Raw genomic sequence first — 22,549 nt, 5'->3', positions numbered from 1 at the left:
CAGCGTGGCAAACTGAATCGCCATGCGCCGATTCCTTATCCCTTCACTGTCGTTGATGTTGGCCTTGTCCGCAGGCGGAACATCCGCCCAATCAACCGCACCGCCAATCGCGCCCGCCCCGCCGCAACGGGTGTTCATATCGGGCCACAGCCTGGTCGACAATCCGCTGCCGATCTACCTCGCGCGCATTGCCGAGAGCCTCGGTCAGCCCTTGCAATGGAACCGGCAGTACGTGATCGGGTCGTCGATTCGTGACCGCAGCCGCGGTGAGGGCCGCGATACAGGCTGGAGCGGCTACGCCACAGGCTACAACCGCGAGGGCGAAGAGCTCCATGTGATCGAAGAGCTGCGCCACCCACGCACCATCGACGGCGGCCCTTACGACACGCTCATCATCACCGAGCAGCATGGCGTGCTCGACGCTCTCGTGTTCAGCGACACGCTGCGCTACCTGCGCCACTACCACGACCGCTTCATTGAGGGCAATGCGCACGGGCAGACCTGGTTCTTCGAGCCCTGGCTGGGCGTGATCGACAAGACCAACCCGGCACGCTGGATTGCCTACGAGCGCGCTGCTGCGCCGCTGTGGCAATGCATAGAGAGTCGCACCAACACTTCGCTGTCGGGTGAAGGGCGCGCAGACCGCATCGCGGCGGTGCCCGCATCGCTGGCCTTGGTGGCGTTGGTCGAGCGCGCCACACGCGGCGAGGTGCCGGGGCTTGCCACCGGCCCGACCGGGCGTGTGCTCGACAGGGTGTTTCACGACACCGTGCACCTCACGCCACTGGGCAGCTACTACATGGCACTGAGCTCTTACGCCGCAATCTCAGGCCGCTCACCCATCGGTGCATGGGCGCCAGACAGCGTGGCGCCTGGCCTGGCGGAGTCATTGCAAAAGCTGGCATGGGAAGCCATCTCGGCCGAGCGCGCTGCACGCAAGCCGCTGCCGCTGAACCAATGCGGCCCTTATCTCATGCGCCTCAGCCCGATCTACTTCGAGCACATGCGAGACGACTACTGGGCGCAGCAAAGTGGCGGCGCCCTTCGCCTGACCTACAAGCGATGGCGGCACAACATGCAATGGCGCTGGCGTCTGTGGCGCGAATTCGATGACGACCCGTTCCGCTACGACCCGGTCACCGACAAGAGCCGCTGGCTGCCGCCGCCTTGAGCGTTGACCGTTAAGCCCGCCAGGCGCTGCCCGCCTTCAGGCAAGCCGGCCGTGGCACAGCTTGTACTTCTTCCCGCTGCCGCAAGGGCAGGGGTCGTTACGGCCGACCTTGGGCACGACGCTCGCTTCGTCCGTCTCTTGCGACACGCTGCCGTCTTCGTTGGGGTGCGTGTAGGTGACGTTGGTGATGGCTTCGGCGCGCTCTTCGATCGCCTCGGTGGCTTCGGCCACCTGCTCTTGCGTCTGGATGCGCACGGTCATCAAGACACGCGTCACATCCATCTTGACCACGTCGAGCAGCTGGCTGAAGAGCTCAAAAGCCTCGCGCTTGTACTCCTGCTTGGGGTTTTTCTGTGCGTAGCCGCGCAGGTGTATGCCCTGGCGCAGGTAGTCGAGCGCGGCCAGGTGGTCGCGCCAGTGCTGGTCTATCGACTGCAGCAAGATCATGCGTTCGAAGGGCATGAACTGCTCGGCGCCTACGCGCTCAAGCTTCTCGGTGAATGATTCGTTACCGGCTTTCACCACCATCTCGACGATGTCTTCGTCGGCAATTGCGCTGCTCTTCTCGACATGGGCCTTGATCGGCACTTCGAGCTGCCATTCGTCGGCCAGCGTCTTCTCCAGCGCCGGCAGGTCCCATTGCTCTTCGACGCTTTCGGCGGGCACGTAAGTGCGCACCACATCGGTCAGCGTGCTCTCACGCAGGCTGGCCACCTGGGCGGTGAGGTCTTGCGCTTCCAGAATCTCGTTGCGCTGCTGGTAGATGACCTTGCGCTGGTCATTGGCCACGTCGTCGTATTCGAGCAGCTGCTTGCGCATGTCGAAGTTACGCGCTTCGACCTTGCGCTGCGCGCCCTCGATGCTGCGGCTGACGATGCCGGCCTCGATGGCTTCGCCCTCGGGCATCTTCAGCCGGTCCATGATGGCGCGCACACGGTCGCCGGCAAAGATGCGCATCAGCGAGTCTTCGAGCGACAGGTAGAAGCGTGACGAACCCGGGTCGCCCTGGCGGCCCGAGCGGCCGCGCAGCTGGTTGTCGATGCGGCGGGATTCGTGCCGCTCAGTGGCGATGATGCGCAGGCCGCCGGCCGTCTTCACCTGGTCGTGCAGGCCTTGCCACTCGCTCTTGAGCTGGTCGGCGCGGCGCGTCTTTTCGTCTTCTGCAATGGCTTCGTCGGCCTCGATCACCTTGATCTGGTTTTCGACGTTGCCGCCCAGCACGATGTCGGTGCCGCGGCCCGCCATGTTGGTGGCGATGGTGATCACGCCAGGGCGCCCGGCCTGGGCCACGATTTCGGCCTCTTTGGCGTGCTGCTTGGCGTTGAGCACCGCGTGGGGCAGCTTCACCTTCTTCAGCTTCTCGGAGATGAGCTCCGAATTCTCGATCGAGGTCGTGCCCACCAGCACGGGCTGGCCGCGCTGATGGCAGCTGCGGATGTCTTCGATGACCGCGTCGAACTTCTCCTTGTCGGTCTTGTAGACCAGGTCGAGCTCGTCGGTGCGCGCGGTGGGCTTGTTCGGCGGGATGACCACGGTTTCGAGGCCGTAGATTTCCTGGAACTCGTAAGCCTCGGTGTCGGCCGTGCCGGTCATGCCCGACAACTTGCCGTACATGCGAAAGTAGTTTTGGAAGGTGATCGACGCGAGCGTCTGGTTCTCGCTCTGGATCTGCACGCCTTCCTTGGCCTCTACGGCCTGGTGCAGGCCATCAGACCAGCGGCGGCCGGTCATCAGGCGGCCCGTAAATTCGTCGACGATGATGATCTCGCCGTCTTGCACCACATAGTGCTGGTCGCGGTTGTACAGATGGCGCGCACGCAAGGCGGCGTACACGTGGTGCATCAGCGTGATGTTTTGCGGGTCGTACAGGCTCGCGCCTTCAACCAGCAGGCCGGCTTCGCGCAAGATGCGTTCGGCGTTTTCGTGGCCGTCTTCGGTCAGGAAGACCTGGTGCGACTTTTCGTCTACGGTGAAGTCACCCGGGTCGATCACGCCCTCGCCGGTGCGCAGGTCAAGCTCGCCGATCTGCTTCTTGAGTTGCGGCACCACCGCGTTGATGCTCACGTACATCTCGGTGTGATCTTCGGCCTGGCCACTGATGATGAGCGGCGTGCGGGCTTCATCGATCAAGATCGAGTCGACCTCGTCGACGATGGCATATGGCAGGCCGCGCTGCACGCGGTCGGCCGTCTCGTAGACCATGTTGTCGCGCAAGTAGTCGAAGCCGTATTCGTTGTTGGTGCCGTAGGTGACGTCGGCAGCGTAAGCGGCCTGCTTTTCCTCGCGCGGCATTTGGGGCAGGTTCACGCCCACCGTCAAGCCGAGGAAGTTGTAGAGCTTGCCCATCCACTCGGCATCGCGCCGGGCCAGGTAGTCGTTCACCGTAACCAGGTGCACGCCTTTGCCGGTGAGCGCATTCAGGTACACCGGCAAGGTCGCCATCAGCGTCTTGCCTTCGCCCGTGCGCATTTCTCCGATCTTGCCGTTGTGCAGCGCCATGCCACCGATGAGCTGCACATCGAAGTGGCGCATCTTCAGGGCGCGCTTGCTGCCCTCGCGAGCAACGGCGAACGCTTCGGGCAGCAAGTCGTCGAGTGACTCGCCTTTGGCGACGCGCTCTTTGAACTCTACGGTTTTGGCCTTCAGCGCTTCATCGTCGAGCTTTTCGAACTGCGGCTCCAGTGCGTTGATCTGTTGCACCACCGCGCGGTACTGCTTGAGCAGGCGGTCGTTGCGGCTACCGAAAATAGAGGTGAGAAGCTTGGGCAACATGCAGCGTCGGAGATTGGGGGCTGGGAACAGCGGGCAAATTCAAAGCCGCCGACGTCTGCCGGCCGCTTGATGGAATCTGAGAATTTCTGAGAAAGAGGCGGTGTCGTGGGAACTGGGGCCGGACTCAACCTTTACAAGGCGAGGCCCTTGTTACCGCGGGAAAAGCCGCGAATCTTAGCACCGGGGTGCTAGCCCTTCAGGGGCGTCAGCGGGTAGGCTGCGAGGCGGCAGGAGTGGCCTCGGCCGGGTGCGCCGCCGCCGTGTGCGTGGCCACCCCCGACTTGCCGGACAGGAACTTCGCCGGGTTTTGCAGCACGCCTTCGACCATCACTTCGAAGTGCAAATGCGGCCCGGTAGAGCGGCCGGTCGTGCCCACTTGCGCCACCACCTGGCCACGTCTCACCAAGTCACCGGCCTTGACCAGGATCTTGGAGGTATGCGCATAGCGGGTGACCAGGCCATTGCCATGGTCGATTTCAAGCAGGTTGCCGTAGGCGGCGTGGAAGTCGGTGGAACGCACCATGCCGCCCGCAGCCGCCATGATGGGTGTGCCCACGTCAGCAGGAAAGTCGAGCCCGGTGTGCAGGGCCGCCCGACCCGAGAATGGGTCGGATCGAAAGCCGAACCCCGAACCAACATGCCCGTTGACCGGTGAGCTGTTGGGCACCATCAGCGCCGCCAGGCGTTTTTCGAACAGCCGCGATTCGATCATCGTGAAGAGGTCGTTGCTCTGCTCGGTGGCCTCGTCTAGCGAAGACACCAAGTCGTTGAGCTGATCGAGCGAAGGCGTGCGCGCCGGAACGAACGGGCCACCCTGGCCGCCACGGGTGGCGCCCGGCGCGATCTGCCTCAGCTCCTCAGGCTTCACCCCGGCCAAACCCGACACCCGCTCGCCCATGGCTTCGAGCTTGATCAGTTTGGCCTGCATCTCACCGACCTTTTGCGCCATGGCGTCAAGGTTTTCACGCATGAAGCGGTCTCGCTGGGCAAATTCGTCGCGCACCACCAGACGCATGATCTGGCTCACCACGGGCCAGCCCTCGCGAGCGGCCTTGAGAAAAATGACGTGGTAGACCGTGCCCGACAGCAGCAACAGCACCATGACCAGCCCGGCCAGGGCCGCCGCCAGCTGCAAACGGCTGAAGTGCAGTACTCGCGTACGCGCCATGTTGCCGGTCGTGATCATGACTTGCATCGTTAAACTCCTTGCGGTGAACCCGAAGCCGCCCCCGGTCACCCCCAACGCCTTGCGCATAGCGGAAGCACTCGACCGCAGTACTCCGCTTGCGCGACTGCAGCAGCTGATGCGCGAATCGAACGACCGCCTCGCGGACATTCGCCCTGTCTTGCCGGCGGCTTTGGCCGCTCATGTGAAGCCCGGCCCCGTGGATGGCGAGGGGTGGTCTTTGCTGGTGGCCAATGCGGCCGTGGCAGCCAAGCTGCGCCAGCTTCAACCTCGGCTTGAGGATGCACTCAAGCAGCGGGGATGGCAGGTTACTGCAATCAGGATCAAGGTTCAATCGAGCTGATCTTCAGCTGATACCAGACGTATCCGCCAGCCCCAAGGTCAGCGCTGCGCGCCGCCCGCCGCCAAGGGGATCAAGAAACCTTGGGCGGCCCGGCGTTTTCCCGGCAAAAACCTTGTGAACTGATGGTGCCCCCGGCAGGAATCGAACCCGCGACCTTCGGTTTACAAAACCGCTGCTCTACCAACTGAGCTACAAGGGCCTGGAAGAGATCGCGCGATTTTAGACGCGACCCCTTTTCATTTGATGCGTTTGAGCGAAGGCCGCCCGCCAGCAGGTGGCTCGGGCGGCTCCGTGGCATCGCCCGGCTCGGCGTCTTTGCCATCAGCCGCGGCGGTATGACTCTCGGCAGTGGCCAAGCGCAGCCCGCCCGTTGGGGCTGGCCGCTCCGGCGGCACAGTCGGAATGGGCGGCAGCGCAGACTCTGCGCCTGCCGCCGTTTCGGTCGGCACCGGAAAAGCCATGCCCTGCCCGTTTTCACGCGCATAGATGGCGATCACGTGGTCGACCGGCACGGTGATATCGCGCGAACTACCGCCGAATCGCGCCTTGAACTCGATCAACTCGTTACCAAGCTTTAGGGCCGTAGTGGCTTCGAAGCCGACGTTCAGAACAATCTCGTTGTTCTTCACGTATTCCATGGGCACCTGCACGCTGGCGTCGACATACACCGCCAGGTACGGCGTAAAGCCGTTGTCGGTGCACCAGTCGTGCAAGGCACGGATGAGGTAAGGCCGGGTGGACGTTCCGGCATTGCCAGGCGATGTCGGGATCAGGCTCATGCCGGTTCTCTACTTGCGCATCACCTTTTCAGACGGCGTGAGCGCCTCGATGTAGGCCGGGCGCGAGAAGATGCGCTCGGCATACTTGAGCAGGGGCACGGCGTTCTTAGACATGTCGATGCCGTAGTAATCCAGGCGCCACAGCAGCGGCGCGATGGCCACGTCGAGCATCGAGAAGTCGTCGCCCAGCATGAACTTGTTTTTCAGGAAGATGGGCGCAAGCTGTGTGAGGCGGTCGCGGATCTGGGCGCGGGCCTTTTCGAGCTGCTTGTCGGTGGCTTTGCCACCGCGCGACTCAAGAATGTTCACGTGAGCGAACAACTCCTTCTCGAAGTTCAGCAGAAACAAGCGCACGCGCGCACGAGCCACGGGGTCGCCGGGCATCAGCTGCGGGTGCGGGAAGCGCTCGTCTATGTACTCGTTGATGATGTGCGACTCGTACAGGATCAAGTCGCGCTCGACCAGGATCGGCACTTCGTTGTACGGGTTCATCAGCGCGATGTCTTCGGGCTTGGCGAACAAGTCCACGTCGCGGATTTCGAAGTCCATGCCTTTTTCGAACAGGACGAAACGGCAACGATGCGAATAAGGGCAGGTCGTTCCGGAGTAAAGCACCATCATGATGGCGGCTCCTTGAGGCTAGGGTTCTTGCAAAACACAAACGGAGTAGGCGGGCCACGGCGGGCATCCCACTCCGCAAACGATCACGGCCACACTGCTGCGGCCATGGGTCGAAGGCTTATTTCACGTCTTTCCAGAAGGCGGCATTCAGGCGCCAGGCGATGACCGTGAAGATGGCGAGAAAGATGAGCACCCAGGCACCGAGCTTGACGCGATCGTTCTGCGCCGGCTCGCCCATCCACTGCAGGAAACCAACGAGGTCACCGACAGCCTCGTCGTAATCTAGCTGGCTCAGGGTGCCCGGTGTGACCTGCTCGAAGCCTGCAAAGCGATGCACGGTCTTGCCTTCGTGGTGTGCATCTTTTTCTTCCACGTACTTGGCGGTGCGCTGGCCTTGCAGCTCCCACAGCACATGGGGCATGCCTACGCTGGGGAAGGCCAGGTTGTTCCACCCCGTCGCCTTGGTGTCGTCGCGGTGGTAGCTGCGCAGGTAGGTGTACAGATAGTCAGCGCCCGAGCCCTTGCCAATGTCGGCGCGCGAACGTGCGATCACGGTCAGGTCAGGCGGCAAGCCACCGAACCACTCCTTGGCCTGCTTCGGGTCCATCGACACCTTCATCGTCTCGCCCACCTTGTCGGTGGCGAACATCAGGTTCTTCTTGATTTGGTCTTCGGTCAGGCCGATGTCGCGCATGCGGTTGTAGCGCATGAACGAAGCCGAATGGCAGTTGAGGCAATAGTTGACGAACAGCTTGGCGCCGTTTTGCAGCGCGGCCATGTCGGTCACCTTGCCTTCAGGGAACTTGTCCCAGGCAACGCCACCTTCCGAAGCCACGGCACCGGCGCTGAGGCCGAACGATGCCAGCAGGATCAAAATCAGTTTCTTCATGGTGTGAATTCCGGCTTGCTCTCAGTGGGCTTCAAAGGTCACACGATCAGGTACCGGCTTGGACTTGCCGATGCGGCTCCACCACGGCATCAGCAGAAAGAAGCCGAAGTAGAACAAGGTGCCGACCTGCGACACGCGCTCGCCCACCGCCGATGGCGGCTGCACGCCCAGGTAGCCAAGAATGGCGAACACGATGACGAACAGGCCGTACATCACCTTGTGCCAACTCGGTCGGTAGCGTATCGACTTGGCCTCGGCGCGGTCGAGCCAGGGCAGGAAGAACATGATGATGACAGCGCCGCCCATCACGACCACGCCCCAGAACTTGGCTTCGAAGGTCAGGAGCAAAAACGCTCCCACGATTGCAGCGATGGCGATGGCCGCCTTGCCCAGGGTCGAGAGGCCGCCCTTGACGATGCCCAGCACGGCGCCCAAGCCCAGCAGGCCCACGAGCACGTAAACCATCTCGGAGGTGGTCGCGCGCAGCATGGAGTAGTAGGGCGTGAAGTACCAGACCGGCGCAATGTGCGCAGGCGTCTTCAGCGGGTCGGCGGGAATGAAGTTGTTGTACTCAAGGAAGTAGCCACCAAACTCGGGCGCGAAGAAGATGATCGCGGCAAAGGCCATCAGAAACACGCTGACGGCATAGATGTCGTGCACCGTGTAGTACGGGTGGAAGGCGATGCCGTCGAGCGGAATGCCGCGGGCGTCTTTCTTGGCTTTGATCTCCACGCCATCGGGGTTGTTAGAACCCACTTCGTGCAGCGCGATGATGTGCGCAACCACCAGGCCCAGCAGCACCAGGGGCACGGCGATCACGTGGAAGCTGAAGAAGCGGTTCAGGGTGGCATCAGACACCACGTAATCGCCACGAATCAGCAGCGCCAAGTCGGGGCCGATGAAGGGCACGGCTTGGAACAGGTTGACGATCACTTGGGCGCCCCAGTACGACATCTGGCCCCAGGGCAGCAGATAGCCCATGAAGGCTTCCGCCATCAGGCACAGAAAGATGGCGCACCCGAAGATCCACACCAATTCGCGCGGCTTGCGGTAGCTGCCGTAGATCATGCCGCGGAACATGTGCATGTAGACGACGATGAAGAATGCCGACGCGCCGGTGGAGTGCATGTAGCGCACCAGCCAACCCCAGGGCACGTCGCGCATGATGTACTCGACCGAGGCGAAAGCCAGCGCTGCATCGGGCTTGTAGTGCATCACCAGGAAGATGCCGGTGACGATTTGGATCACCAGCACCAGCAGTGCGAGCGAACCGAAGACGTACCAGAAGTTGAAGTTCTTCGGAGCGTAGTACTCGCTCATGTGCTCTTTGTAGAGCTTGCTCGCGGGGAAACGGTTGTCGACCCATGTCAACAACTTCTCGCCTATCGGCGCATTGGGACTGACTTGTTTGAATTCGGCCATGAATTTCTCCTGAAGTGCCGCTGCTGCCTGGCTCAGGCTTTTTTGTCTTCGCCGATGATGATCCGGCTGTCAGACAGGTACATGTGGGGAGGCACTTCGAGGTTGTCGGGCGCAGGCTTGTTCTTGTAGACGCGGCCAGCCATGTCGAAGGTGGAGCCGTGACAGGGGCAGAGGAAACCGCCTGCCCAGTCGTCCGGCAGCGAGGGCTGCGCGCCGGTCTGAAACTTGTCTGAAGGCGAGCAACCCAGGTGCGAGCAGATGCCCACAACCACCAGGACGTTGGGCTTGATGGAGCGGCCTTCGTTGCGGGCGTAGGCGGGCGTCAGTTCGTCAGGCTTGCGCTTGGAGTTGGGATCGGCCAGCAGCGCATCATTCTTGGGCAGCGCATTTGTCTGTTCGTCAGTACGGCGCACGATCCACACAGGCTTGCCACGCCATTCCACGGTTTTCTTCTCACCTGGCTTCAGGTCACCGATGTCGACCTCGACGGCGGCACCCGCAGCGCGGGCTCGCTCGGAAGGCTGGAAGCTGCTGACAAAAGGCACGGCAGCGGCAACACCGCCAACGGCACCGGCACCACAGGTGATGGCAACCCAGGTACGGCGGCCTTGATCGACTTGCTGGTCACTCATAGGGATCCTCAACAATACTGACTTCTACTCAGGGGCAACCCGCGATTCTAGCGGACGTGTCAAGCCTCCAACCTTGACATCGCGCCATGCTCGGCAATACTGCGCCGCACCCGCCACCAGGAGAAAACACATGGGATTTGCAAGCGAGTTCAAAGAGTTCGCCATGAAGGGGAACGTCGTCGACCTGGCGGTTGGCGTCATCATTGGCGCGGCCTTCGGCAAGATCGTCGATTCGATCGTCAAGGACTTGATCATGCCGATCATCGGCAAGCTGATCGGCGGGCTCGATTTCTCCAGCTACTTCATCATGCTGTCTAACCCGCCAGCCGACTTCAAGGGCCCCATGACTTACGAAGCGTTGACCAAAGCAGGCGTGCCGCTGTTCGCCTACGGCAACTTCATCACGGTGGCGCTCAATTTCATGATCCTCGCCTTCATCATTTTCATGATGGTCAAACAGATCAACCGCTTGAAGAAGAATGCGCCGGCCGCGCCGCCAGCCGCCACACCAGAAGACGTGATGCTGCTGCGAGAAATTCGTGACGCATTGAAGAAGTGAGCTGCCGCCCTGTCCGGGTGGGCTGACCCGGTGGGCAGACGGCCGTCGCCCGGGGGCAACGCCGTAGCGACCCGCTGGCATTTGGCCCCATACTTGCAGTTCGTGCGCTCCAGACGCGAGCTTGACCGTGAGCGCGTCCCGGCCGGCCGACGGCGGCCCCGCTTGACATGAACCAGACCGACCCACGCGCCCAGGCTGCCTTCGACGCAGCCATGAACCACATCAAGACGACCACCGCGGGCGTGGCGGATCGCGTGGGCGATCACCTGGGTTTGCTGGCGTCGGCGGCAGCGCGCATCTTCGACCGCGATGCGCTCGTCAACGCACAGGTCGATCTGCGGCGACACATGAGCACCTTCGTACTGGTGTTTGCCGACACCTTGAGCAAACGCGTCACCCGCGAACTCAACCCCGGCCACGAGCCAGGCCGCACGCTGGCCGAGACCGACTGGCAGTCTCTCAGCCTGGTGGATGATTCCGAAGTCGAAGAGAAGATGTTTGCCGACCGCATCAGTCAGGCCATCACGCATGGCTGCGAGTGGGAACTGCGCGAAGTCGCGTCATACACCGGCCAGCTGCTGGGCATCGGCCGAGCCGACCATGACCGCAACCCCTTGCGCGCCGAAGTGCTTGGGGCTGCCATCTATCGCGGCATCACCGCTGTGTCGAACGACAGCGAGAGCCGCAAGGTGCTCGCGCGTGAGCTGGGCCTGGGCATGGCCCGCGTCATGCCGGGTTGTTACACCGATATCCTGAAAGACTTCCGAGCGCGCGGCATTCAACCGGTGGGGCTCACGGTCAAGGGCGTGGAAGGCCCAGGCAATGAAATGGCCAGAGACCGGGTGATCTCCGGTTACGACACCTTGTCACGCGACCCCGGGGCCTCCACGGGCGGTGGCCAGCTCGGCCCGAACACCCACTTCGGCTACGACGGCGGCACGGCCGATCCCACGGCGACAGGCTCGGGCGGGCGCGGCGCGGGTGGGCGCGGAGGCGGCAGCGGGTTCGGTGCGGGTGGCAGCACCGGCGGATCTTCGGGCGGCAGCGGGTTCGGTGGTGGAAGCGGCGGGCGCCCGGCGCCGGGCACGTGGAGCGGCCGCGACACCAGTACAGCGCCTCTTGGCGGGCCCAACACCGGTCGACCCGCGGGTGCGTCCGGTTCCGGAGGCCGCGCAGGGCAAAACAACAACCCTGCAGCGCAGGCCGATGCTGAGCTGATGTCTCTCATTCGCCGGCTGACCTTCCTCGCCACCCGGCCTGCAGATCTCGGCGGCCCCACCATGCCGGCGGGGCTTGGCGGTGCAGGCTCCGGCCGAAACAGCGCCGCCGCCGTGCTGGGTGCCGCCACGGGCGGCGGCGCTTTTGGCGACGTGGCCTCGGGCCTGATGGCCGCAAACCTGATTCGAAACCACCGCGAGGAGCTGCGCGCGGCCTCCACCGGCACGCTCGATCACATGGTGATCGACGTGGTGGGCAGCCTGTTCGACCAGATCCTGTCCGACCCCCGCGTGCCGCCGCAGATGGCGCGGCAGATCGCGCGCCTGCAGCTGCCGGTGCTGCGCGTCGCGCTGGCCGACAACACCTTCTTCTCGTCGCGCAAGCACCCGGTGCGACGCTTCGTCAACCGCATCGCCTCGCTGGCCGTCGCCTTCGACGACTTCGACGATGGCGCGGGCAAGCTTTTCATGGCGCGGGTGCGCGAGCTGGTGCAAGAGATCGTCGAAGGCGACTTCGACCAGATGGATGTCTACACATCCAAGCTCAACGCCCTTGAAGGCTTCATTGCGCAGCAAGCCAAGACTGATGTCGAAGCGAGCGCGTCGGCCGTGTCGGTGGTTGACAGCAAAGAGTCCGACCTGCGCATCCAGCAGCGCTACATGCTGCAGCTGCGCGCAGCGCTGACGCCGCTGTCGCTGCAAGACTACCTGCGCGACTTCCTCGCCCAGGTGTGGAGCCAGGCGCTGGCGCTCGGCACGCGGCGCGAGGGCCCGCAGTCGGAGCTGGTGCAGCGCCTGAAGCGCGCCGGCCGCGACCTCGTGATGAGCGTGCAGCCAAAGGGCTCGCCAGCCATGCGCAAGAAGTTCCTCATGCAGCTACCGCCGCTGATGAAGGACTTGAACGAGGGCATGAAGCTCGTGGGCTGGCCGGACGCGGCGCAGAAAGAGTTTTTCAGCAAGCTGCTGCCCGCGCATGCCGAGTCGCTGAAAGGCCAGCCGCTCACCGAGCTCGAATACAACCTGCTCGCCAAGCAGCTCGAAGCGGTGTTCAACACCCCCGTGCCCGAGCCCGACGCACTGCTGCGCGACGTGCCCATGACGAGCACTGGCGTGGCCGCGCTGGAGCCGCAGTTCTCCGACACCGAGGCCAAGCAGATCGGCTTGGTGGATGAAAGCTCGGTCGACTGGGCGGGCGCCATCGACATCGACTTGACGAGTGAGCCCGAGCCACCACCCGTCGACCCTGACACCGGCCCTGTCGACCTCAACCTAGACCTCTCGGCCAGGCTCGACATCAACCTCGACTTCTCGCCCAAAGACGCAGCCGAGCCGTCGCAGGGCATACAGCTGATGGACCACGTGCGCCTGGGCTTCGCCTACCAGATGCACCTGAACGACCAATGGCAGAAGGTGCGCCTGAGCTACGTGAGCCCCGGGCGCGCGTTCTTTGTGTTCACCCGCGGCAAGCGCCACCACGAGACCGTGTCGCTCACCGCGCGCATGCTGTCGCGCATGTGCGAGACCGGGCGCTTCAAGGCCTTCGAAAGCTCCTACCTGATCGAGCGCGCCACCGCGCGTGCGCGCAAGCAGCTTGCGGCCTTGACGGCCAACAGCAAGTAGCGCGCTCCCGCCTACTTCGCGAGCTGGCGCGCCATGCGCAGGGCCGCGATCAAACTGGCCGGCTCGGCTCGGCCGGTGCCGGCGATGTCAAACGCAGTGCCATGGTCAGGGCTGGTGCGCACGAAGGGCAAGCCCAGCGTCACGTTCACGCCCTGCTCCACCCCAAGATATTTCACCGGGATGAGGCCGTGGTCGTGCGTCATGGCCACCACCAGGTCGAACTCGCCAGGGTGCTTCACCGTATGGCGCGCGCGCATGAAGACCGTGTCGGGCGCATACGGGCCGCTCGCTGCTATGCCTTCAGCGCGCGCCGCGGCAATGGCCGGCGCAATGATGCGCAGCTCTTCATCGCCAAACAGGCCGCCCTCGCCCGCATGCGGGTTGAGCCCGGCCACGGCAATGCGCGGCGATGCCAAACCGAAGGCGCGCGCAGCCTGGTCGGCAATGCGCAAGGTCTGCAACACGGCGTCGAAGGTCACCGCGTCGATCGCGCGGCGCAGCGACATGTGGATGGTCACCAGCACGGTGCGCAGCTCATCGTTGGCCAGCATCATGCGCACCGGCGGCGCGGGTTGCCCGGGTTTTGCGGCCAGCGCTTGCAGCATCTCGGTGTGGCCGGGGTAACCCACCCCCGCCGCGGCCAAGGCTTCTTTGTGGATGGGCGCCGTGACGATGGCACTCGCCTCACCCGACTGCACCAGCGCCACGGCCTGCGTGATGCAGGCTGCGGCCGCAGCGCCCGCGCGCGCATCCACCTGGCCGATAGGCGCGTGCAGCAGATCGGCGGGCAGGCCCGAGGCCTGCAGCAGCGGCACGCAGTTGGGCGGGCAGTCCGACGCATCGCTTGCGCGCTGCAGCAGGGCCAGTACCGTGCCCTGCCCGGTGAGTGCCAGCGCACGTCGCATCACGCCCGCATCGCCCAGCACGAAAGCACCTTGCGCACGGCCCGACGCAAAAGCCTTGGCGATGATCTCGGGCCCGATGCCGCAGGCATCGCCCATCGTGATGGCGAGGAGCGTGTTCACCGGAGTGCCTTCATGCAGCGCTCTTGGGGCGGCCCAGCGAGCTCATGCCGGGTTGTCGATCTCGATGAACTGGTGGTCCAGCCCGAACTTCTCGGCCAGGTGTGAGGCCAGCGCCGGTGCACCGTAACGCTCGCTGGCATGGTGGCCGCAGGCGAAAAAGGCCACGCCGGTCTCGCGCGCCAGATGAGCTTGGGGCTCGGAGATTTCACCCGTGATGTAGGCATCGGCGCCCGCCGCAATCGCCTCTTCGAAGTAGCCCTGCGCGCCCCCGGTGCACCAGGCCACGCGGCGGATGGTGTGACCTGAACGGCCCTCCACCATCACCGGCGAGCGACCCAACCGAGAACCGAGAGAAGCGCCTAAGGCCGCAGCCGTCAAAGGCTCGGTCGGAGTGCCGATGAAGCCAAGGGCCTGGTCGCCAAACCGACCGTCGGGTGTGAAGCCAAGCCGCACACCAAACTGCGCGTTGTTGCCGTACTCGGCATGCGCATCCAGCGGCAAGTGATAGGCGAATAGGTTGATGCCGTGCGCCATCAGCAACTCAACGCGCGCCTTGAGCCAACCCGTCAAGCGCCCGTCGTGGCCCTTCCAGAAAAGACCATGGTGCACGAGCAGTGCATCTGCCTTTTGTGCGATGGCTGCCTCAATGAATGCACGGCTGGCGGTGACGCCGGAGACGAGCCGCTGCACTTGCGCCTTGCCCTCTACCTGCAGACCGTTCGGCCCATAATCGCGAAACTTCCCCACCTCCAGAAGCGTGCCCAGGTACGAGTCGAGTTCGGAGCGTGGGGTCATGAAACAGGATCTCGTTGATGCGCAAGACGTGGCTCATTTTCTCCCAAGCCGTGACCGTGGCCTTGGCTGTTTTGTTCGTGGTCGCCACGCTCAAGCCCGAATGGATCCGCCGCGGCAACAGCAGCGGCATGCTGCCCAGCATCGTCTCCATCAGCCAGGCGCCGCTGGTGCAGCCGGTGGCCTTGTCGCCGTCCGGCAGTGTTAGCAGCTACAGCGGTGCCGCGAAGCGGGCCACTCCGGCAGTGGTGAGCATCATCGCGAGCAAGGCGCCTCAACGCGGCCCACATGGCGAAGACCCGTGGTTCAAGTTCTTCTTTGGCGACCAGGCCCAGCGGCAACAGCAGCAGCCACAGGTCGGCCTCGGTTCGGGTGTGATCGTGTCACCCGAGGGCTACCTGCTGACCAACAACCACGTCATCGAAGGCGCCGATGACATCGAGGTGCAGCTGCCCGATGGCCGGCAGGCGCGAGCGCAGGTGGTGGGCATCGACACCGACACCGACGTCGCCGTGCTGAAGATCACCTTGGACAAACTGCCCGTCATCACCTTCGGCAGCATCGACACCGTGCAGGTAGGCGACGTGGTGCTCGCCATCGGCAACCCGTTCGGGGTGGGTCAGACCGTCACCTCGGGCATCGTGAGCGCGCTGGGTCGCAACCAGCTGGGCATCAACACCTTCGAGAACTTTATTCAGACCGATGCCGCCATCAACCCAGGCAACTCGGGCGGCGCCCTCGTCGACGCCAGCGGCAACCTGCTGGGCATCAACACGGCCATCTACTCACGCAGCGGGGGCAGCATGGGCATAGGCTTTGCCATTCCCGTGAGCACTGCCAAGCTGGTGATGGAAGGCCTGATCCGCGACGGCCACGTGACTCGCGGCTGGATCGGCGTGGAGCCACGCGACCTCACACCCGAGATCGCCGAGACCTTCAACCTGCCCATCAAACAAGGCGTGCTGATCACCGGCGTGCTGCAAAACGGGCCGGCCAGCGCGGGGGGCCTGCGCCCAGGTGACGTGGTGGTGAGAGTGGCCGACACTCCCGTGATCAACACCGTGCAATTGCTGGCTGCTGTGGCAGCCCTGAAGCCGCAAGCGCCCGCCACGATCGGTATTCAGCGCGGGGACAAGGCCATAGACCTGAAGGTCACGGTCGCTCAGCGGCCCAAGTCACAGCCTCGCAGGGAGCAGTAAGGCAACAGCAGCTCAGGCCGAGGTCTTCTCTTCAGGCGCCTGTGTGTGCTTGATGAAAACCACGGCCGCCCAGATACCCACCTCGTAGAGCAGGCACATGGGAATGGCCAAGGCCAGTTGCGAGACCACGTCGGGCGGCGTCAACACGGCCGCCACGATGAAGGCAATGACAACAAAGTAGGCCCGAAATTCTTTCAGCTTCTGGATACTCACCAGGCCCATGCGCGCCAGCACCACCACCACAATCGGAACCTCGAACGCAGCGCCGAAGGCAATGAACATCGTGAGCACGAAGCTCAGGTAGGCCTCGATGTCGGGTTGCGCCGTGATGCTCTTCGGCGCAAAGCCCTGGATGAACTTGAACACCTGGCCGAAGACGAAGTAGTAGCAGAACGCCACCCCGCCGAAGAACAGCAGCGTGCTGGAGATGACCAGCGGCAGCACCAGCTTCTTCTCGTGTGTATAGAGCCCCGGCGCCACGAAGGCCCACACCTGGTACAGCACCACGGGCAAAGCCAGCAGGAAAGCCGCCATCAGCATGATCTTCATCGGCACGAGGAAAGGCGAGATCACGTTGGTTGCGATCAACTTGCCGCCCTCGGGCATGCTGGCCACGAGAGGCTGCGCCAGGAAGTCGTACAGCGCGGCCGGCCCCGGCCAGATGGCCAAGGCGATGCCACAGATCACCACTGCAATGAGCGCACGCACCAAGCGGTCGCGCAACTCAACGAGGTGGGTCACAAAAGGTTGCTCGGTGCCCTCGAGTTCGTCGGGCTTGTCGTCAACAGAACTCATGCGGAGGAACCTGGGCGCGGAGGCCGAAAACGCGCCACGCGCGCGGCGCCCGACTGCGCCTTGCTGCGCACGCCATGCTGCTGCTTGTACCACTGGGGCATGGTGCTGCGCTTGAGGCGCCAGTTTTTCTTCGGGTGTTTGTAGCTGGGCGGCGGCATCAGGCCTTCATGCATGCCACCGCCGTATGGCGGGTCGGCATCGGCCCAGGCATTTTCCAGGGCCGAGGTGGTCTGCTGGATTTCGTTGGAGACCGATTTCTCGACATCGCGTGCCGCGTCTTCGAACTGGCCCTTCATCTTCTTCAGCTCTTCGAGCTCGATGGAGCGGTTGACCTCGGCTTTCACGTCGGCCACATAGCGCTGCGCCTTGCCGAGCAAGGTGCCCACAGTACGGGCCACACGTGGGAGCTTTTCAGGGCCGATGACGATGAGCGCCACCGCGCCGATGAGCGCCATCTTGTCGAAACCAAAATCAATCAAGGCAGTAAGACTTCAAGGTGACCCAAAGGACGGTAGATCGCACGAGCGCAGCGCAGTGACCCATCAAGCAACGCCCGCGGGGGCAGGAGCGAAGCGACTGGGGGCTCACAATTTTGTCTTTGCTTCCACGTCGACGGTGTTCGGATCGTTAGCCTTGTTGGCCGTGACTTGCTGATTGGGTGCGGCCGGGTCAGCAGTGCTGCTGGCACCGTCTTTCATGCCGTCCTTGAAGCCCTTGACGGCGCCGCCGAGGTCGGAGCCCATGTTCTTGAGCTTCTTGGTGCCGAACACCAAGACCACGATGGCCAGCACGATGAGCCAGTGCCAAATACTGAGTGAACCCATGATGTATCTCCTAGAGAGGAATAGCGAAGTTTAGGTGACGGGGCTCAGCCCTTGGCCCATGGCCGGGGGCCGCCCATTGCATGCAGGTGCAAATGCGGTACTTCCTGGCGGCCGTCGGGCCCGCTGTTGACCAGAACCCGGAAACCGCCCGTCACGCCATGCTCACGCATCAGCTGCGGCGCCAGGGCCAGCATGCGCCCGAGCAAGGGCTGGTGTTTCTCAGGGGTGGTGTCGTAAAGCGACTCGATGTGCTGCTTGGGAATCACCAGCACATGCACCGGCGCCCAGGGCGCGATGTCGTGGAACGCGAGCAGATCGTCGTCTTCGTAAGCCTTGCGGCTGGGGATCTGCCCCGCGACGATCTTGCAGAAAATGCAGTTGGGGTCGTGGCTCATGGTCGCACTGTGTGATTCGGGTACGGCGCAGATCAGGTCGGCGCCGGCATGGGTGCGTGGGCATTGAGGTTGATCCAGCCGCGCACCACGCGGTAGAGGAACCAGACCGAGATCAGCGCCCAGGCTATCCAGCCCGGAAGCACGAGCAGCAGCCACAACGGGATGGTGACGAGATACAAGCCCCCGGCCCATAGCACCGAGCGGATGCGCCACCGAAAGTGCGACTCCTGCCAGGAGCCCGCCGCTTCATCCTTCTTCACGAGGTCGAGCACGAAGGCCACGACGAGCAACACGATGCTGGCTTGAACGCCGGGTAGCACGGCACCCACGGCCACCACGGTGTGCAGGGCGTAGCTGATGTGCCCGATGGTCTTGAGCGAGCGCTCTTTTGGGCTGATCTCGATGACTTCACTCATGTGTTATCCACCTCTCGTTGTTGTGCCTTGCGCGCGGCGAACTCTTCCAGGCCCGACAGGCCCTCGCGCCGCTCAAGCTCGGCCAGCACATCGGCTGGCTTCAAGCCGTAGGCGCTCAAGGCGATCATGGAATGGAACCAGAGGTCGGCCACCTCGCAGATGATCTTCTGGCGGTCGCCGTCTTTGGCCGCCATCACCGTCTCGGTCGCCTCTTCTCCGATCTTTTTCAGAATGGCATCGTTCCCTTTATGAAACAGACGCGCCACGTAGCTCTTGTCGGGGTCGCCAGCCTTGCGGGTTTCGATCACCTCCGCCAGGCGGGCCAGTGTGTCGTTGCTGCTGGTCATTTATAGATGCTCTCCGGGTCTTTCAAGACCGGCTCCACCGCTTTCCACGCATCGCCCTCGTAGCGCTGGAAGAAGCAGCTGTGGCGTCCGGTGTGGCACGCAATGCCGGGCTCATGACCGAGTTGCGTGACCTTCAAAAGCAGCACGTCGTTGTCGCAATCCATGCGCATTTCATGCACCTTCTGGATGTGACCTGAGTCTTCGCCCTTGTGCCACAGCCGGTTGCGTGAGCGGCTCCAGTAGACGGCTTCGCCGCGGCGCGCCGTTTCGGCCAAGGCTTCGCGGTTCATGAAAGCGAACATCAACACATCGTTGCTGCCCAGCTCCTGGGCAATCACGGGCACAAGGCCCTGCGAATCCCACTTGATCTCGTCTAGAAAACTCATCGAGCCAGTGTATCAACCGGCCTTGTGCGTCGCGCCGACAAAGCCGCGTTCGCCCGCAAACCATTGCAGTACCGGCACCGTGCCCGGCAGCACCGGCGCCACCTCGACCGGCAAGCCCTCCCAAACCATCGCCTGCTGCTCGCGCATTTCGAACTCGCCCGACCACTCGTAGACCTTGCAAAAATGCAGCCGAACACGAGCATGCTCGTAGTCGACCAGCTCGATTTTCCACGGGTGCACGGTACCGATGCTGATGCCCAGCTCTTCGTGCAATTCGCGACGCAGGGCTTGTTCCACTGTCTCGCCGGCTTCGAGCTTGCCGCCCGGAAACTCCCAGTAGCCTGCGTAGACCTTGCCCACCGGCCGCGATGTCAGGAGAAACCGCCCCTGCCCGTCGATCAGCACCCCCACCGCCACATCGACGGGCGTTCTCTCCATCGCTGCGGCGCTCACGCGGCATGCCTTCCGGCGTAATCCTTGGCGAACTGGAAGGCCACGCGCCCTGATCGCGAGCCGCGCTCCAGCGCCCAGACCAGGCTCTCTTGCCGTGCGGCGGCAATCGCTTCTTCGCTCACCGCGTGGCCACGCAACCACTGCGCCACGATGGCCAGGTATTCGTCTTGTGTGAACGGATAAAAACTCACCCACAGCCCAAAGCGCTCGCTGAGCGAAATCTTCTCTTCGATCACCTCGCCCGGGTGCACCTCGCCGTCTTCGGTGTGGGTGTAGCTGAGGTTTTCTTTCATGTACTCGGGCAACAGGTGGCGGCGGTTGCTGGTGGCATAGATCAGCACATTGTCAGAAGCCTGGGCTACGGAGCCGTCGAGCACCGATTTCAGCGCTTTATAGCCGGCCTCGCCTTCGTCGAAGCTCAGGTCGTCGCAGAACACGATGAAACGCTCTGGCCGGGCCGCCACCAGATCGATGATGTCGCTCAAGTCGACCAAATCGGCCTTGTCCACCTCGATCAAGCGCAGACCCTGCGGTGAAAACTCATTCAGGCAGGCCTTGATCAACGAGCTCTTGCCCGTGCCGCGGGCACCCGTCAGCAAAACATTGTTCGCTGCACGACCACTCACAAATTGCTCTGTATTGCGCAGCAAACGCTCTTTTTGCGGCTGCACCTCGACCAGTGAATTCAGCCGGATCGGGGCGACATACCTGACCGGCTCCAGCACACTGCCGCCAGGGCGTTTGCGATAGCGAAACGCCGTAGATGCCTGCCAATCAGGCGGTAATAACGGGTGTGGTAGCACACTTTCAAGGCGCACCATCAGCGCTTCTGCGCGGGCGATCAGGTGCAAGAGGGGGTCGTTAAGTGCAGCCATGAGGTCAATGAAGCCTAGGGTTTTGGATGAAAGGGTTAACCACAAGGGGGTTATCGAGATAACTTAATAATGCACGATCGTTCAATATAAAGGCGCCAACTCGTTCAGATCCGTGTCAATTTAGCCAGAGCGACGAGTGGCAGCCCCAAGGTTGCAAAGCATGCCGCCCGGAGGTTCATTCAACCACTGCAGGAGACACTCCCATGAAACGCATCGTCACCCTCGCCAGCATCGCACTGGCTTCCCTCTTCGCTTGCGGCCATGCCGCCGCCCAAAGCGAACCCATCGTGTTCGTGCACGGCTACAGCGGCAGCTCGTCGAACTTCTCGTCCATGATGTCGCGCTTCACCGCCAGCGGCTACGGTGGCCGTCTGTACGGCTTTGACTACAACTCGTTTGTCAGCTCCGACACCGCCAGCGGTGCCCAGCTCGCCAGCTACGTGAGCAGCGTGCGCGCCCAGAACGGCGGCGCCAAAGTCAGCATCGTCGCCCACTCGAATGGCGGCTTGGTGGCACGCGCCTTCCGCGTCAAAAACGGCGGCACCTCGGTGATGCGCCGCTTCGTGACACTGGGCACACCGCACAACGGCACCACCAGCGCCTACGCTTGCGTCAGCGCGGCCTGTTTCGACATGCGCGCCGGCTCGCTGTTCTTGCTGGGCTTGGCCGGCCGCGGCTGCGACCGCTCGCTGTGGTCAGCCACCGATGGCGTCATCTTGCCCGCCAGCAGCGCGCGCTGCGGCAGCAGCACACAAGTGGCCAGTGTCGATCACCTCTCGCTGCTGACGAACACCAGCGTCTACAACAGCCTGCGCGCAGCACTGAGGTAAGCAAAGGGGCTATGGCAGTGCCGAGAGACCCGTAAAGTCTCTCGGCCCTTTCCCCTCGTCACCTCATCGAGATGTTGTTGATGCCTTTCCTTCGCCTATGCACTGCAGCGGCTGCCATCATGGCCGCCCTGGCCGGCTGCCAGCCCGCAGCTTCGCCAGCTCCCGCACCCGCCACGCCCTCTGTTGCTGCCCCAGCCACCGACGACGTCATGGCCACACTCAACGGCGAGCCCGTGCGCCGCGCGCTGCTGGAGCAGCTGGTCGTGAACAAGCTGGGCACGCCCAACCCCTACGACCTTCAATCAGCTTCCGCTGCGGCGTCTGCCCCCTCCGTCGACCGCCAACGCATGCTCGACGAACTGCTCGGCATCGAGCTGCTGGCGCAAAAGGCGCGCGAGCGCGGCCTCGACAAATCGCCTTCCGTGCGCGCCGAGAGTGAGCTGCAAAGCAAGACCTTGCTCGCGCAGGCAGTCGTGCGCGAGCAGATCGCGGGCATCAAGGTCAGCGAAGCCGAGCTGCAAGCCCTGTATGAAGACAAGATCCCGCCGCACGAATTCCAGCTCTTTCACACCATGCTGCCCGACCGCGCAGCCGCCGAGGCCTTCATAGAGCAGCTTCGCCAGGGCCGGCGCTTCAAGGAGCTCACCGGCAAGCGAGGCCGTGGCCCCGGTTGGGCGATGGCCGAACAGATGCCGCCCGAGGTCGCCTCGGTCATCAAAAGACTCAAGCCGGGCGAATACAGCCCGCAGCCGCTGCTGATGGATCAAGAATGGCATGTGGTGCAACTGGTGGCCACACGCCCCGTCAAGCGGCCCAGCTTGCAGACCGCCCAAGTGTGGTTGCACCCGCAGCTGGTGCAACTCAAGGTGCAGGCCCAGCAACAGCAGTGGCGCGAGCAGGCCACCGTTCAGGTGTCGCCCACGCCATGACTGCCATGCAGCTGCGTTTGGCCGGGGGTGCGGCCCTAGCCGCTGTCGTGGCAGGCGTCGTTCTCTGGCCCA

The 22,549-nt window shown here is 63.4% G+C and carries 25 protein-coding genes and 1 tRNA gene; 7 read left to right on the top strand and 19 right to left on the bottom strand.

The genetic code is table 11. From position 1 onward, the window contains the following. Positions 1–22: 22 nt before the first annotated feature. Positions 23–1,171 carry a hypothetical protein gene (locus AC30QB_RS12340; protein ID WP_489546517.1) on the top strand — a complete coding sequence of 383 codons (1,149 nt, stop codon included), beginning with the start codon at positions 23–25 and terminating at the stop codon, positions 1,169–1,171. Between the two features lie 36 nt (positions 1,172–1,207). On the opposite strand, the gene secA is transcribed toward AC30QB_RS12340, so the two are convergent. Both secA and AC30QB_RS12330 read right to left on the bottom strand, forming a co-directional pair. Beyond that, entirely contained in the window at positions 1,208–3,943 is a 2,736-nt protein-coding gene (secA, locus tag AC30QB_RS12335) for a preprotein translocase subunit SecA (protein ID WP_489546516.1), read from the bottom strand. A 205-nt stretch (positions 3,944–4,148) separates the two neighbouring features. Continuing rightward, the gene (locus AC30QB_RS12330) at positions 4,149–5,138 is read right to left on the bottom strand and encodes a M23 family metallopeptidase (protein ID WP_489546515.1); all 990 of its coding nucleotides are present in this window, start codon (positions 5,136–5,138) and stop codon (positions 4,149–4,151) included. On the opposite strand from AC30QB_RS12330, the gene AC30QB_RS12325 reads away from it, so the two are divergent. Next, positions 5,110–5,472, top strand: coding sequence for a DciA family protein (locus tag AC30QB_RS12325; RefSeq protein ID WP_489546514.1), 363 nt, complete (start codon positions 5,110–5,112; stop codon positions 5,470–5,472). The two genes, AC30QB_RS12330 and AC30QB_RS12325, sit on opposite strands and share 29 nt — an antisense overlap. A gap of 123 nt (positions 5,473–5,595) precedes the next feature. On the opposite strand, the gene AC30QB_RS12320 is transcribed toward AC30QB_RS12325, so the two are convergent. From AC30QB_RS12320 to petA, 6 genes are all read right to left on the bottom strand, one after another. Beyond that, positions 5,596–5,671, bottom strand: a tRNA-Thr gene (locus AC30QB_RS12320). 37 nt (positions 5,672–5,708) lie between these two features. Next, positions 5,709–6,251 (bottom strand): ClpXP protease specificity-enhancing factor, encoded by a 543-nt coding sequence (locus tag AC30QB_RS12315; protein WP_489546513.1) that lies wholly within the window; start codon positions 6,249–6,251, stop codon positions 5,709–5,711. Between the two features lie 9 nt (positions 6,252–6,260). Continuing rightward, on the bottom strand, positions 6,261–6,872 hold the full coding sequence (locus AC30QB_RS12310) for a glutathione S-transferase N-terminal domain-containing protein (RefSeq protein ID WP_489546512.1): 612 nt from the start codon (positions 6,870–6,872) through the stop codon (positions 6,261–6,263). A 118-nt stretch (positions 6,873–6,990) separates the two neighbouring features. Further along, a complete protein-coding gene (locus AC30QB_RS12305; RefSeq protein ID WP_489546511.1) occupies positions 6,991–7,761 on the bottom strand; it encodes a cytochrome c1 in 771 nt (256 codons plus the stop codon). Positions 7,762–7,782: 21 nt separating this feature from the next. After that, positions 7,783–9,183, bottom strand: a complete 1,401-nt coding sequence (locus AC30QB_RS12300) for a cytochrome b (protein WP_489546510.1) — start codon at positions 9,181–9,183, stop codon at positions 7,783–7,785. Between the two features lie 32 nt (positions 9,184–9,215). Continuing rightward, positions 9,216–9,815 (bottom strand): ubiquinol-cytochrome c reductase iron-sulfur subunit, encoded by a 600-nt coding sequence (gene petA, locus AC30QB_RS12295; RefSeq protein ID WP_489546509.1) that lies wholly within the window; start codon positions 9,813–9,815, stop codon positions 9,216–9,218. A gap of 130 nt (positions 9,816–9,945) precedes the next feature. On the opposite strand from petA, the gene mscL reads away from it, so the two are divergent. Together mscL and AC30QB_RS12285 are read left to right on the top strand one after the other, a co-directional pair. Continuing rightward, positions 9,946–10,374, top strand: a complete 429-nt coding sequence (gene mscL / locus AC30QB_RS12290) for a large conductance mechanosensitive channel protein MscL (RefSeq protein ID WP_489546508.1) — start codon at positions 9,946–9,948, stop codon at positions 10,372–10,374. Positions 10,375–10,541: 167 nt separating this feature from the next. Beyond that, a complete protein-coding gene (locus AC30QB_RS12285) occupies positions 10,542–13,211 on the top strand; it encodes a DUF1631 family protein (protein ID WP_489546507.1) in 2,670 nt (889 codons plus the stop codon). A gap of 11 nt (positions 13,212–13,222) precedes the next feature. On the opposite strand, the gene pdxA is transcribed toward AC30QB_RS12285, so the two are convergent. Then, the gene (pdxA, locus tag AC30QB_RS12280) at positions 13,223–14,236 is read right to left on the bottom strand and encodes a 4-hydroxythreonine-4-phosphate dehydrogenase PdxA (RefSeq protein WP_489546506.1); all 1,014 of its coding nucleotides are present in this window, start codon (positions 14,234–14,236) and stop codon (positions 13,223–13,225) included. 42 nt (positions 14,237–14,278) lie between these two features. Continuing rightward, complete coding sequence (locus AC30QB_RS12275; RefSeq protein ID WP_489546505.1) at positions 14,279–15,031, bottom strand: Nif3-like dinuclear metal center hexameric protein; 753 nt, start codon at positions 15,029–15,031, stop codon at positions 14,279–14,281. Positions 15,032–15,048: 17 nt separating this feature from the next. Here AC30QB_RS12275 and AC30QB_RS12270 point away from each other — a divergent pair, with 17 nt between their 5' ends. Further along, positions 15,049–16,227: a S1C family serine protease gene (locus AC30QB_RS12270; protein WP_489546504.1), complete on the top strand. Its 1,179-nt coding sequence runs from the start codon at positions 15,049–15,051 to the stop codon at positions 16,225–16,227. Positions 16,228–16,239: 12 nt separating this feature from the next. Here AC30QB_RS12270 and tatC read toward each other — a convergent pair whose 3' ends face one another. The 9 genes from tatC to AC30QB_RS12225 all read right to left on the bottom strand — a co-directional run bounded on the left by tatC (position 16,240) and on the right by AC30QB_RS12225 (position 20,718). Beyond that, positions 16,240–17,022, bottom strand: a complete 783-nt coding sequence (tatC, locus tag AC30QB_RS12265) for a twin-arginine translocase subunit TatC (protein ID WP_489546503.1) — start codon at positions 17,020–17,022, stop codon at positions 16,240–16,242. Further along, positions 17,019–17,501, bottom strand: a complete 483-nt coding sequence (gene tatB / locus AC30QB_RS12260) for a Sec-independent protein translocase protein TatB (protein ID WP_489546502.1) — start codon at positions 17,499–17,501, stop codon at positions 17,019–17,021. Before tatB ends, tatC begins: the two co-directional genes overlap by 4 nt. 105 nt (positions 17,502–17,606) lie before the next feature. Beyond that, entirely contained in the window at positions 17,607–17,846 is a 240-nt protein-coding gene (gene tatA, locus AC30QB_RS12255) for a Sec-independent protein translocase subunit TatA (protein ID WP_489546501.1), read from the bottom strand. Between the two features lie 44 nt (positions 17,847–17,890). Continuing rightward, a complete protein-coding gene (locus AC30QB_RS12250; protein ID WP_489546500.1) occupies positions 17,891–18,241 on the bottom strand; it encodes a histidine triad nucleotide-binding protein in 351 nt (116 codons plus the stop codon). Positions 18,242–18,273: 32 nt separating this feature from the next. Next, positions 18,274–18,657: a DUF4870 family protein gene (locus AC30QB_RS12245; RefSeq protein WP_489546499.1), complete on the bottom strand. Its 384-nt coding sequence runs from the start codon at positions 18,655–18,657 to the stop codon at positions 18,274–18,276. Further along, positions 18,654–19,004 carry a phosphoribosyl-ATP diphosphatase gene (locus AC30QB_RS12240; RefSeq protein ID WP_489546498.1) on the bottom strand — a complete coding sequence of 117 codons (351 nt, stop codon included), beginning with the start codon at positions 19,002–19,004 and terminating at the stop codon, positions 18,654–18,656. Before AC30QB_RS12240 ends, AC30QB_RS12245 begins: the two co-directional genes overlap by 4 nt. Beyond that, complete coding sequence (gene hisI, locus AC30QB_RS12235; protein ID WP_489546497.1) at positions 19,001–19,390, bottom strand: phosphoribosyl-AMP cyclohydrolase; 390 nt, start codon at positions 19,388–19,390, stop codon at positions 19,001–19,003. Before hisI ends, AC30QB_RS12240 begins: the two co-directional genes overlap by 4 nt. A 12-nt stretch (positions 19,391–19,402) precedes the next feature. After that, the gene (locus tag AC30QB_RS12230; RefSeq protein ID WP_489546527.1) at positions 19,403–19,828 is read right to left on the bottom strand and encodes an NUDIX domain-containing protein; all 426 of its coding nucleotides are present in this window, start codon (positions 19,826–19,828) and stop codon (positions 19,403–19,405) included. Between the two features lie 11 nt (positions 19,829–19,839). After that, complete coding sequence (locus AC30QB_RS12225; RefSeq protein WP_489546496.1) at positions 19,840–20,718, bottom strand: ATP-binding protein; 879 nt, start codon at positions 20,716–20,718, stop codon at positions 19,840–19,842. 203 nt (positions 20,719–20,921) lie between these two features. Between AC30QB_RS12225 and AC30QB_RS12220 the strand changes: the two genes are divergently transcribed. Together AC30QB_RS12220 and AC30QB_RS12215 are read left to right on the top strand one after the other, a co-directional pair. After that, the gene (locus AC30QB_RS12220) at positions 20,922–21,548 is read left to right on the top strand and encodes an esterase/lipase family protein (protein WP_489546495.1); all 627 of its coding nucleotides are present in this window, start codon (positions 20,922–20,924) and stop codon (positions 21,546–21,548) included. A gap of 209 nt (positions 21,549–21,757) precedes the next feature. Further along, positions 21,758–22,477 (top strand): peptidyl-prolyl cis-trans isomerase, encoded by a 720-nt coding sequence (locus tag AC30QB_RS12215; protein WP_489546494.1) that lies wholly within the window; start codon positions 21,758–21,760, stop codon positions 22,475–22,477. Positions 22,478–22,549 lie beyond the last annotated feature (72 nt).

The sequence above is a fragment of the Rhizobacter sp. genome, assembly GCF_046595475.1.
Taxonomy (GTDB): Bacteria; Pseudomonadota; Gammaproteobacteria; order Burkholderiales; family Burkholderiaceae_C; genus Rhizobacter.
The sequence above is the reverse complement of the archived record's forward strand: the minus strand, read 5'-3'. Positions and strand labels throughout refer to the sequence as shown.